Below are 12,317 nucleotides of genomic sequence, written 5' to 3'. Positions count from 1 at the left end.
CCGCCGTTGAAACCGAGGCACAACTAGGGCCGCTGATTGACGCCCCCATGTATGTTTGATGAAGCTTTTGTGACGGTGCATAACCCGCCATTCAAGCAAAAAGCCCCGCTAATGCGGGGCTTCTTTGTTAGTGATCGACAAGCCCGGCGGAAGGAATTTCAGCGCCGCCTTCGGCATATTCCCTCAGCTTGTTCCGCATTGTCCTGATCGAAATGCCCAGGACATTGGCGGCGTGGGTACGGTTTCCTTCTGTCTGCCGCAGCGTCGCCAGGATCAGATCTCTTTCGACATCTGCTACCGGCAGTCCAACCAGGGCCTCCGTGGCGCTGGCATCGGGTGCGAAGTCATACATTGGTCGTCGCTTTCTGAGCCCCCAAAACCTGTTTACTCAGAATGCTGTCAGGGTGACCCCGTATGGTTAACCAGAGGTTAACATTTACGTGATGACGGCCTTTCCCGCGCCGATAGCTGCCGTTTCTTCGCTTGCCCTATGCCCGGCGCGCTGCGCAATCACCGCGCAGACGAACAGCTGAATCTGGTGAAAGATCATCAGCGGCAAGACGATAAGGCTCACCGTCTGACCGGCAAACAGGATATTTGCCATCGGCAGGCCGCTGGCCAGGCTCTTCTTGGAGCCGCAGAACAACAGCACGAGCCGGTCCTCACGCACCAGGCCCGATAGCCGCCCAACCAGGCTGGTGCCGATCATGATGACCGCCAGCAAAAGCGCGTCCGCGCCGATCATGATGGCCAGGGTCGAAACATCCACCTGCTGCCAGATGCCGGCCACCATGCCGGCGCTGAACGCCGAATAGACGATCAGCAAAATCGAGCCGCGGTCCACGATCTGCGTCAGCTTGGCATGCCGCTGGATGAACTTGCCCACCAGCGGCCGCATCAGCTGCCCCAGCGCGAAGGGCAGCAATATCTGCACCCCGATATCGAGCATGGACCCGAGATCGATTCCCCCTTCCCCGCTGGTATGCAACAGCAGCGCCGCAAACAGCGGCGTGATGAAAACGCCCAGCAGGTTTGAGATCGATGCCGCGCAGACCGCGGCCGGCACATTGCCATGCGCGATCGAGGTAAAGGCGATCGACGACTGCACCGTCGACGGCAGCACCGCCAGATACAGAATGCCGATGACGATTTCCGGCCGCAGCCACGGCGATAACGCGCTCGACAGGACCAGCCCCGCGATAGGGAAGGCAATGAACGTGCTGCCAAAGACCAGTGCCTGCAGCCGCCAATTGGCGAGGCCCGCCACGATGGCGCCGGTATTGAGCTTGGCGCCATAGAGGAAGAACAGCAGCGCCACGGCGAAATAGGCGACCTGCGACAGCAGAACCGCCCCCATGCCCCGCGCCGGCAGCAGGCTCGCCAAGATCACCGTGCCCAGCAGCATCAGGAGGTAGGAGTCAAAGCCAATGCGTTTCAGTCTGCTGTTCAATGACATGGTGCTTCCATCGGTATTGCGCTTCCCGGCCTAGTCGAAACCGGCAATATTGCGAAGACGGCAGGACCCGATATCGGTCATCACAATTCGCGATTGGCAATATGAATACGCTCTCTGACATTGCGCCGGCCCTGTTGCGCTCCTTCGTAGCCGTCGCCGAAACCAGGAATTTCACCGCGGCCGCCCGGCGTCTCGGCCTGCGCCAATCCACCGTGAGCCAGCACGTGCAAAAATTGGAACAGGCGGCGGGCCGTAAGCTCTTTTCACGCGACACCCACACCGTGGCCCTGACCGCCGATGGCGATGCCATGTGCGATTTCGCCACCTCCGTGCTGGCGGCGCATGACCGGATGGCCGGCTATTTCTTCGGCGCCGCCGGGCGCGAACGGCTGCGGCTTGGCATTTCCGAGGATTTCGCCATGTCCCAGCTCGCCGACGTTCTGGCAAATTTCCGCACCCGCTATCCCGCGGTCGATCTGGAGCTTGAAGTCGGGCTCAGCACCATTCTCTATCAGCGCTACGATGCTGGAGAGCTTGACGTCATCTTCGCCAAGCGCCGCGCCGGCGATGAACGCGGCGAGATCGCCTGGCGCGAGCAGCTCGCCTGGATCGGCCGGCCGGGGTTTCGCATCGAACCCGGCGCGCCCATCCCGCTGGTTTCCTATGCCCCGCCCTCCATCACCCGCGCTCTCGCGGTCGCCGCGCTCGAACAGGCCCATCGCCCCTGGCGCATGGCCTGTTCGAGCGGCAGCCTGAACGGCCTGCGCGCCGCGGCCATGGCCGGGCTCGGCATTGCCGCCCATTCGCTGCGCCTCATCCCCGAGGGCCTCGCGGTCGTCGATCCCGTCAACGACCTTCCCGCCCTGGGCGAAGTCGAATTCGTCGCCATCGGTCCCGGCCGCCACCACGCCAGCGCCAATGGCCTGATCTCGGCACTGGTCGCCAATGCGCAGGGATCAGTTTGAGGACTTGCTTCCGCAAACGCCGGCCTCCAAAATCTGCGAAAACAAACACAGAGCCCCCATGCCCCTTCACATCCGGCCTGCCCGCCAGGACGACCGCGCCGCCCTCTTCAATATCTGTCTGCTCACCGCCGATTCCGGCACCGATGCCAGCGCGCTGTTTTCCGATCCCGATTACCCGGGCCTCGTCTGGTCCGTTCCCTATCTGGATTTTGCACCCGAACATGCTTTCGTGGTCGACGATGATGGCGAGGCCGTCGGCTATATCGTCGGCACACCCGACACCACCGCCTTCGAGGCCCGGCTGGATGCCGAATGGTGGCCGCAACTGGCCAAACAATATGCCGGCCGCACGGCAAAAGCTCCGTTCGACGCCAAGGTTCTCGACCGGATCGCGGCGCCGGCCCACAGCCATCCCGGCGTCGTCGCCACCCATCCCGCCCATCTCCATATCAACCTGCTGCCGCCGGCCCAATCGGGCGGCTGGGGCCGCAAATTGATCGAAGCCGAGCTGGCCTCGCTGCGGCAGGCGGGCGCCAGGGCCGTCCATCTGGGCGTCAGCCCCACCAATACCCGCGCCATAGGCTTTTACCACCATCTCGGCTTCGAGGAGATCGAGCGCAGCGAAGGCCTCCACCTCGGCAAGGCCCTTTAGCGGCCCGGCCACCAATGCCTCTGCTCCGCCTCCCCGCTACTATTTGAGCGGCAGATGAAGCTCCACGACAACTTCACGCGCCTGCATCCCTGGTATCGGCATGAGCCGCCGGCGCGCATAGATCGGGAAGTCACGGGCCTCTTCGCCGCTTTGCGGAAGCCAGTCGCGGTAAAGATACAAGGCTGCCGGCTCAAGGTTGTTGGTATTGCCCGGATAGCGCAATACCGCGCAGCGCCCGCCGGGGATTGTGCCGGCCTTCACCTGCCCGTCACCGGCAACAGGACCATCGGTGCCGACGCACAGGTCCATGCTGTAGTCGTCGGGAACCGCGGGCTCCCTCTCGGAGCGAAAGACCATGAAGCTGGATCGCCCGGTCTCGGGCGGCAGCCCGGATGCCTTGCACCAGGCCCGGAAACGCTCGGACGTTTCCCCAAGTTTCGCGCGGTTGCCTCGATGTTCCATCATCGCCACCGGCGTATCCGGCACATCGAGAATTTTGACGTCGTCCTGTTCGAATGTGATCTTCATAAGCTTGTTTCTCGCATTGTCCAAAGGTCCAAAGGCCGTAAGCCACGAAGCCCAGTCGGGTGACTTCCGGAACGACGAGGGCGATTGCGCAAGCCGTTGCCGGAAGGCCCGGGCGAACGCATCGGGTGCGTCGTATCCGGCATCCATCGCTATATCCGTGACGCTTTGAGCATCGTCCCGGGCAAGCGCCTGCGACGCCCGCTTCAGGCGGGCAAGCTGAACATAGCGATGCACGGACAACCCAAAGGTTGCCGAGAACTGCCGGTGGAAGTGAAATTTGGAGAAGGCAGCGACGCCGCTCAACGTTGCAAGGTCCAATTCGCCGTCCAGATGAGCGTCGATATGGGCCAGGGCACGCTGCATACGGGCCTGATAATTCTCAAATGCTGCCGTCATCATTTTTCCTTCGTGGTGTCTTATCTACGCACGCACGGCCCAGATCGGCTCGACCGATCTTGCTATCTGGAGTCATTCGAAAATGGGCAGCAGCCTTTGAATGGCACGCAGAGCTTGGACGGCGTACCGATCTCCACGCCGCATCGGTACGCCGCCCAGTGCAGCATCTATACCGCTGTCAGGGTCGAAGCCGCTTTGGCGTGCGGCTGAGCAAGGTGACCTCCCTGATGCTGGCGGCATTCAGCAGGCGCATGAGGATGCGGCCGAGACCCACGCCCATTCCGCCGTGTGGCGGGCAGCCGAAGCGGAAGAAATCAAGATAGTCGGAGAGGCTGTCCAGCCGCATCCCACGCTCCTCGGCCTGGGCCACGAGGCGGTCGTAGCGATGTTCGCGCTGCGCGCCGGTAGTGATCTCGAGGCCGCGCCAGAGCAAATCGAAGCCCTTGGTAAGGTCTGGCCGATCCTCATGGCGCATATGATAGAAGGCGCGGCCGCTAGCCGGATAATCGGTGATGAAAACGAACTCATGGCCGGTTTCGGTGGCGATGCGTTCGCACAGCAAACGCTCGCCTTCTGCATCCAGGTCATCCTGACGAGTGGGGACATGACCGAGCTGGGCGAGAATCTCGTTGGCCTCGGCAAACGTGACCCTCGGAAAGGGCAGCGCCGGCGGAACGATCCTTATGCCGAAAAGCAACTCAATCTCTGGCCCATGAACCTCGGCTACCGTTCCGATGGCATAAGCCAGCCAGCGCTCCTCGAACGCCATCAATTGATGATGGTCCTCAATCCAGCCAATTTCCATGTCGATGGAGGTGAACTCGGTTTCGTGTCGCGAGGTGAACGACGGCTCGGCCCGGAACACGGGGCCGATCTCAAACACCTTTTCCATACCGCCCGCTATGGCCATCTGCTTGTAGAATTGCGGCGACTGGGCAAGGAAAGCCGTGGTGTCGAAATATTTGACGGCGAAAACCTCGGAACCGGACTCGCTGGCCGTCCCCATCAGCTTGGGCGAGTGGATTTCGCGGAAGCCTTGCTGCTTCCAGAACGCACGCATTGCCTCTTCCAGCGTCGTTTGCACGGCAAAGACTAATTGCTGCTCGGGATAGCGCAGGCTCACCTGCCGGTGGTCGATCCATTTATCCAGGCCTGAATCGTGCGCGATCGGCAGATGAGCATCGGCCAGCGCGCAGATCTCGACGCTTTCGAGCACGACCTCGAGCCCGCCGAGCTTGACGGCGGGCGCAGCGACCACCGTGCCGGTGACGATCACCGCGCTTTCGGGCGTCAAGGCGTCAAGAGCCGCTGTCAGGACCGCTTGGTCTTTGCTCTGGGTGAGTTGAACCTTGCCGGTCGGGTCGCGCAGGACGATGAAACGCATGCGTTTCTGATCGCGAATGGCTTCGGCGAACCCACGCAACGTTACGCGTTGCCCGATGCAACGGGGCAAATCGGAAACCAGGGAGCGGCTTGAAGGTAAAGTATCAGACATGACTTTCTCCGGGACAAAAGCCGGGATGGAAAAGCCAAATCCTGCAGCCCTTCCGAAAACCGGCAGGGCTGTGGTGATTAGTGAGCTACGCTAGAACGCGCACACGACATCCACGACCCCGGAGGGGCCGTTATTATTGACCGTGGTGTGGCGCTGCGTGCTCATGGCGCGATTTAGTCGCAACCACGAGGAAATGTAAACCACCAGTCCCTGAACGGCTTCAAACGCACCGCTTGTCGGCCGGCCGCCTCAATACGACCTTGGCTCGCCCATATGCGTCCACGTCCCTAATACTTTAGTAGCGGCCCGCGCCGCCGCCGGCCCCGCTCGCCGGGAACCGCCCGCTTTACGGCCCGTTTAACGAACACAGCTGTCACGGGTCGCGAACACTATCTGACTGAGCGCACCCAATTTTTCCTTGTCTGCCATATTGATCCGATGGTGCTTGCGCCATATCGTAGCACTTGGAGGACAGCTGAAATCGGATGGGCGCGACACCAGCGTTACTGGCGCTTGTACATGCCGTGTCCTATGAGTTTTCCAAGCCAATGCACCCGTTTGCATGGGCTTGCACCACATTGCGCCCCTGGGGCGCCAAGAAGGAGTAATTAACGTGAAAGTTTTCGGTATCCTCGCCTTTGCGGCCGCGACTGCTGTTTCGACGCTGTCGCTGTCCGCTGCCGAGTTCGAAGTCCACATGCTCAACAAGGATGCTGCCGGCAACACCATGGTGTTCGAGCCCGCCTTCCTGCAGATCGCTCCCGGTGACACCGTTACATTCATTCCCACCGACAAGGGCCACAATGCCGAGACCATCAAGGGCATGTTCCCCGAGGGCGGCAATGAGTTCAAAGGCAAGATCAACGAGCAGTTCAGCGTGACCTTCGATGTCGAAGGCGCCTACGGCTACAAGTGCGCCCCCCACCTTGCCATGGGCATGGTCGGCCTGATCGTCGTCGGCGAGAACCCCGCCAACCTTGCAGACCTGCAGGCCGCCCGCGTCCCGCCCAAGGCCAAAGCCAAGTTCGACGAATTCGTCGCGCAGATCGGCCAATAATCAATGCCATCGAAACGGGGACAGACGTGCCGGCAAGCAGATGTCCGGCCGCCTGTCCCGGTAGACCAATAGTGTCATGGAGCAACCCAGTCCTTCTGCCGAACAGATCGCCAAAGTCGTCGGAGCGATAGGAAAACGCGCTGCACTTGCGCGTACCCTGCCCCTCGTAGCGATTGCCATCGCCGGTGGATTGACCGGGTTCTCCCTTATTCTTGCCCTTACCCGCACGGCTCATTCCGGCCTGCTCCTGGCCATGGCCAGCCTCACCCTGCTGGTGGTTCTGGGCCTCGTTGCCTGGTCCTGGCGCCGCGCCGGCAATTTGCGCCGCATCGCCCGGCGCACCGATATCCGCCTGCACCTGAACGAAGCCCTCTCAACCACGATCGGGCTCACCCCGGGCAATCAGAACGCAGTTACCCGCGCCCAGGCGGCCCATGCTTCCGGCGTCGCCGGCCGGATCGATATCGGCCGCGCCATTCCCCTCTTTACGCGCAGCATGGCCCTGGCCATTGCCGTACTGACATCAGCCATTTTCGGCGCCTCGGCCGCCTATAGCCTGATCGGCCCCGCCGCGCTGCCCCCGGCGGCAGAAGCAGCTTCCGCCGAACCCGCCCCCCAAGAAACCATAGCGGCCGATGATATCGACGTCCTGGCACGCCTCATTGCCGACGACGCCGAGCGGCGCGACAGCGACTATCTCAAGGCGGTCGCCAATTCATTGCAGGAATTGGCCCAGGCCGCCCGCGATGGCACGCCTCCCCAGCAATTGCACGACCAGCTCGACGCCCTGCTCGATCACGCTGCTGCCGGATACGATGGCCGCATGCCCGATTGGATGTCGGCCAATACCGCCGATGCCAGCGCGCTGATCCAGAATGCCCGCGCCTTCAGCCAGGCGCGCCAGCAGGCCGCCCTTGCCCGCCAGCAAGCGCAGGGCGATACCCCTACCGCCGGCAGCTCCAGCGCCGACATGTACAATTTGCCGGAAGACCGGCTGGTGCGCAGCGCCAGTACGCCACCGCCCGGCACCCAGCCGCCACCCAAACAGGGTGAAGGAGGCGAACGCGAAGGGGGGCTGGAAAGCGCCAGCCTCAATGGCGGCGATTTTGCCGCGACGCCCATGCAGGACGAAGCCTTCGAAAGTGCCGGCGCGCTGCCGGTCGGTGCCGCGGCGCAATCAGGCAAGGGCGAAAGCAATATCGCCGGCGGCGGTTCCCAGCCGCTCGCGCCCGATAGCGGCTTTCTGCAATCCATGCCCGACCCCAGCCAGGCTATGTCCATCGCCGCCGACGACCCGCAAAGCGGCAGCCGCATCCGCCTGCATGTCCCCACGGGAGCCGAGCTGAGCGACACGGCATCGCTTGGCGGTGACCTTGCTACGGATTGGGCACGCCAAAGTGCACAGTCTGTTAGCCGCCAGAAGGTGTCTGCTAACGCGAGCGCCCTCGTCGCGCGCTATTTCAATCGCCTCATCCAGTCACCCGCCCCGGTGCAGTAGCTCATGGTCCTGCTGCATCCTCTGTCCCTGATCCTGCTGAGCCTTGGGCTGATCATCCTGGCGTTCCATATCCGCCGCCGGCAGACCATCAATGTCCCCAGCCTGCGCATCTGGCGCGAAATCGGCATGGGTCAGGCCAGGCGCAACCGCATCCTGCAATGGCCCCGGCCCAGCTGGGCCCTGTTGCTGCAATTGCTCGCCCTGGCTGCTTTGGCCGCAGCCCTCGCCCAGCCCTTGCTCTTCCGCGGCGACAAGGTCGATCACTGGATTTTCGTAGTCGACCGCTCGGGCTCCATGCAAACCATGCAGGACGGCGCTGACCGGCTTTCCCTGGCAAAAGCCCAGCTGCTCGATCGCATGCGCGACCCTGCCAGCGGGGGCAAGATTTCGCTCATTTCGCTCGCGGGCACGGCCGCCCCCCTGGTCGCCCGCCACCCGCTGGGCGGCGAAGCAATCGCCGGCGCCGTAGCTTCCATCCATGCCAGCGATGGCGCAGCCGACTGGCCCGCGCTCTTGCCGGTCGTGCAATCGCTGCTGCACCCCGGCGAACAAACCAGGCTCGTCATTTACAGCGATGAGGCGCCGCCCCAGGCCGGCCTTGCCGATGTCTCCCAGGAGACTGTCACCCTCGGCAACACCGCGCCCAATGCCGCCCTCACCGCCCAGCTTGCCCCCCGGCAAAACGAACCCAACCGCTGGACACTGAGCGGCAATGTCCAGCTCGACGACCTGCCAAGCACCGAACTCATTGTCTCCTATGCCCCCGACGCCAAGGCCACGCCCCTGGAATGGACAAGGAAAACAATCGGTTCGACCGCTACGGAGGCGCCGCAAGACACTGGCCCGCAGACCAAAAGCTTCACTATCAATCTCAACCTGCCCGGCCCGGGCATCGTTTCCGTCGCCCTGGCAGATGATGCCGCGCTCTTCGACAACAGCGCCTGGTTCGTGACCCGGGCCGAGCCGGCGCCGCTCGATATTCTCTATGTCGGAGGCGGCGAGCAGCCCCTGCTGACCGCCCTCAAGGCCATTGACGGCGCGGCCATCTACCAGGCCGAGGGTCTCCCCGGCGACCTCTCGCAATTCGGCCTTGTCGTGGTCGATAATCGCCAGGTGGCGCGCCAGCCTGAAAGCAATGTCCTGTGGATCGGCAATGCCGGCGTTTCCGGCACCGCCCTGCCTCCCTTGAGCGCGCAATCTCCAACATTTGTCGCTTCAGCCCATCCGCTCATGCACGATATCGCCTGGAGCACGCTGTCCATCGACGCGGCCCAGGCCATTGGGCCCGCGGACAATGCCGATGTCCTGCTCCGCGCCGGCGAGGTTCCGCTGATCACCGCCACGCCCAATGCCAATGGTTACGACATCCGGCTGGCCTTCGATCCCCGCCGGTCCAATTGGCCGCAGCAATCCGGCCTGCCCGTCTTCGTCGCAAACCTCATCCACTGGCTGGGCCTTGCGCCCCAGGGCCAGTTGCAGCCCAACTGCACCATAGGCGAGCGCTGCGCCCTCGATGCGCGCTTCGCCGGTGGCACGATCCGCCGCCTGGATTGGCCTAACGAGCCAGCGCCCCTCCCCGCCGCAGATTTCGTGCCCGAGCAGGCCGGGCTCTACGAGCTGAGCGCCGGAAATCTCACCCGGCTTCTCGCCATCAATCCCGCCGCACCGACCCTGCCTTTGGCAGCCAGCGAGGACCTGCCGCAACCCGCCGCATTCCCGCTGGCACTGTGGCCAATCCTGCTCGGGCTCGTGATCCTCGCTTTGATCGCCGAGGCCATCATTTCCGGTCGCGGACCCGAACGCTTTCTCCAGGCCGAAGGCCTGCGCAACGCCAATCCGCTCAGCACCCGGCGCCGCCTCACTTTGGCCCTCCGCGCCCTGGCGCTTGTCGCTGTCACGCTGGCCTTGCTGGATATCGGCATCCCATGGCAACGGGCCGGCGAACACACAGCGACGGTTCTTGCGCCCGGCGGCCCAGCAACGGCAGGCGAGGCCACGATTATCGCGGCCCCCGTCCCCAGCATCACCGGCACGGACGCCACGTCGCCCGCGCGCGCCGGAGCCATCCCGGCCGCCATTCAGCTCGCCGCGGCCAGCCTTCCCTGGGGCGAACCCGGCCGTATCATCGTTTCCGGAGCAACCGGCACGGAGCCGGCGGCCATGGCCGCGCTCGCCGCCGCACTCACCGAGCGTCAGATCTTTGTCGATGCCCAACCCGCCCTGGCAACAGACGACGCCCTATATGTATCCGCCCTGGAAGCACCCACGCCCGTCTATGCCGGCGACACCGTCGCCCTGACGGGCATCGTCCACGCGACCACGGAAACCCGCGTCACCCTGCGTTTCGAGCGGGAAGGCGTGGTTCTAGTGGAGCAACAGGCGGCCCTCACCGCGGGCGACAATCGCGTCGAAACCATGCTTTCCGACATGGCCGAAGGCGCCGCCGAATATACCCTGACCGTTACCGCCGATGACACCGATCCGGCCAATAACACGCTCTCCACCATCATCGACGCGCGCCCCGCGGGCAAGGTCGCCGTCATCGCCAATGATCCCATGCGCAGCGCGGCATTCCTCGATTGGCTGACCAGTCAGGGCATTACCGGCGCAGCCCTCGAGCCCAAGCAGGCGCCCTATAAGCTCGAAGACTGGAAGGGCTTTGACGGCGCCGTCCTGCTCGATGTGCCGGCCATCGCCCTCACCACCCAGCAGCAGGAATTGCTCGAAAGCGCCGTCGCCGAACAGGGGCTGGGCCTGCTGATCCTGGGCGGCCCCAACAGCTTCGGCCCCGGCGGCTATCTCGAAACCCCGCTCGACCGGGCTTCCCCGCTCTCCAGCCGCGTGCCCCGCGATGCGCCCGAAGCCACCCTGGTCTTTGTGCTCGATCGCTCCGGCAGCATGCAGCAGCCGGTCGGCGCCACGACAACCCGCCTCGATATCGCCAAACAGGCGACGCTGGCCGCCGTCCGCCTGCTCAATCGCAACAGCCAGGTCGGCATCGTCGTCTTCGATTCCGACCCCAATATCGTCCTGCCCTTGCAGCGGATCGACGACCCCGCCATTGCCTCAGCAGCACTCTCCAATGTCGATCCCGGCGGCGGCACCTCGATTTATCCCGGCCTCAAGGCAGCGCTCGATATGCTGCGCGGCGTCGAGACGCCCGCCCGCCACATCATCGTCATGACCGATGGCTTGAGCCAGCCCGCCGATTTCCCCGGCCTGCTGGCCGATATCCGCGCCGAGGGTATCACTGTGTCTTCAGTCTCCATCGGCAAGGGCGCCGAGCGCACCCTGATCGAGCGCATCGCCCGCCTCGGCGGCGGCACGTTTCACGCCACCGACGACTTTGCCGCCCTGCCCTCGATTCTTTCGCAGGAAGCTATGCTGCTCTCCGGCTCGCCCATCGAGCAGGGGACAACCCAACCGCTCTGGGCCGCCCGCGACGAACCATTTCTCCGCGGCCTGCCCGCCCAGATGCCCCCCATCGATGGTTTCGTGCTGACCACGCCCAAGCCCGAGGCGAGCCTTTCCATGGTCGTGCCCGACAGCAAGGGCGAACCCATGCCCCTGCTCGCCTCCTGGCGCTATGGCGCCGGCCAGGTGCTGGCGCTCACCACCGAGGCCGCCGGCCCCTGGTCCCAGCAATGGCAGGCCATGCCGTCCTATCCCGCGCTCTGGTCACAGGCGATCCGCCAGTTTCTTCCCGCTGTCGAGCGCGGCGATCTCGCCCTCGACATCATCCGGCGGGGTGACGGCTTCACGGCCAACCTGACCCTTTCCGGCGCGGCCGATGGCCTCATCCCCACCCTTTCCGTTGGGCCGGAGGATGGTGAAACGCCGCTACCACTGGAGCGCATCGCCCCAAACCAATATGCCGCCACCTATTATCCTGAAACGGCTGGCCGATACCGCTTCGCCGCCACGGCCGGCGAGATGACCACGCAATCGACCGTTGCAATGGGCTACCCCGCCCATCTCGGCCCGCTGACGCCCGACAATGCCCTGCGCCAGCTCACCACCGCGACCGGCGGAAGTTTCGGCGAACCACGGGCCCGCGACGTTCCCGCCCGCTGGTCGCTGCAATCATTCTGGCCCGCCTGGGCCGCGCTGGCGCTGGCCCTGTTCATGGCCGAACTCGCCGTGCGCTATACCGGGCTCATCCGCCCACGCCGCCAAAACCAATCACCGCAGAAAACAAGTTCGGGTCCCCGGGTGCAAACCCCGCGCCACGAACCTGCGCCCGCCGTTTGATCGAGGAGGAAGATCAGTC

8 protein-coding genes and 1 pseudogene are annotated in these 12,317 nt (G+C 64.1%); 5 read left to right on the top strand and 4 right to left on the bottom strand.

The window, feature by feature from the left end; all coding sequences use genetic code 11:
• Positions 1 to 127: 127 nt before the first annotated feature.
• Positions 128 to 322, bottom strand: a pseudogene (locus tag QQL79_RS03550) (helix-turn-helix domain-containing protein); the annotation flags it as partial.
• A 114-nt stretch (positions 323 to 436) separates the two neighbouring features.
• Complete coding sequence (locus QQL79_RS03545) at positions 437 to 1,456, bottom strand: bile acid:sodium symporter family protein (RefSeq protein WP_284387969.1); 1,020 nt, start codon at positions 1,454 to 1,456, stop codon at positions 437 to 439.
• Between the two features lie 101 nt (positions 1,457 to 1,557).
• Here QQL79_RS03545 and QQL79_RS03540 point away from each other — a divergent pair, with 101 nt between their 5' ends.
• Both QQL79_RS03540 and QQL79_RS03535 read left to right on the top strand, forming a co-directional pair.
• Entirely contained in the window at positions 1,558 to 2,421 is an 864-nt protein-coding gene (locus QQL79_RS03540) for a LysR family transcriptional regulator (protein WP_284387966.1), read from the top strand.
• 58 nt (positions 2,422 to 2,479) lie between these two features.
• Positions 2,480 to 3,073 carry a GNAT family N-acetyltransferase gene (locus QQL79_RS03535; protein ID WP_284387963.1) on the top strand — a complete coding sequence of 198 codons (594 nt, stop codon included), beginning with the start codon at positions 2,480 to 2,482 and terminating at the stop codon, positions 3,071 to 3,073.
• A gap of 39 nt (positions 3,074 to 3,112) precedes the next feature.
• Here the strand turns inward: QQL79_RS03535 and QQL79_RS03530 are convergent, their stop codons facing one another.
• Both QQL79_RS03530 and aspS read right to left on the bottom strand, forming a co-directional pair.
• Entirely contained in the window at positions 3,113 to 3,997 is an 885-nt protein-coding gene (locus tag QQL79_RS03530) for an AraC family transcriptional regulator (protein ID WP_284392809.1), read from the bottom strand.
• 178 nt (positions 3,998 to 4,175) lie between these two features.
• Positions 4,176 to 5,492: an aspartate--tRNA(Asn) ligase gene (gene aspS, locus QQL79_RS03525; RefSeq protein WP_284387961.1), complete on the bottom strand. Its 1,317-nt coding sequence runs from the start codon at positions 5,490 to 5,492 to the stop codon at positions 4,176 to 4,178.
• Between the two features lie 562 nt (positions 5,493 to 6,054).
• Between aspS and QQL79_RS03520 the strand changes: the two genes are divergently transcribed.
• From QQL79_RS03520 to QQL79_RS03510, 3 genes are all read left to right on the top strand, one after another.
• The gene (locus tag QQL79_RS03520) at positions 6,055 to 6,549 is read left to right on the top strand and encodes a pseudoazurin (RefSeq protein WP_370461173.1); all 495 of its coding nucleotides are present in this window, start codon (positions 6,055 to 6,057) and stop codon (positions 6,547 to 6,549) included.
• A 76-nt stretch (positions 6,550 to 6,625) separates the two neighbouring features.
• Positions 6,626 to 8,047: a hypothetical protein gene (locus QQL79_RS03515; RefSeq protein ID WP_284387959.1), complete on the top strand. Its 1,422-nt coding sequence runs from the start codon at positions 6,626 to 6,628 to the stop codon at positions 8,045 to 8,047.
• A 3-nt stretch (positions 8,048 to 8,050) separates the two neighbouring features.
• Positions 8,051 to 12,298, top strand: a complete 4,248-nt coding sequence (locus QQL79_RS03510) for a VWA domain-containing protein (protein WP_284387958.1) — start codon at positions 8,051 to 8,053, stop codon at positions 12,296 to 12,298.
• The last annotated feature ends 19 nt before the right edge of the window (positions 12,299 to 12,317 follow it).

The sequence above is a fragment of the Devosia yakushimensis genome, assembly GCF_030159855.1.
In the GTDB taxonomy this organism is placed as follows: Bacteria; Pseudomonadota; Alphaproteobacteria; order Rhizobiales; family Devosiaceae; genus Devosia; species Devosia yakushimensis.
Note: the sequence above shows the minus strand (reverse complement) of the source record. Positions and strands in the feature narration are given on the sequence as shown.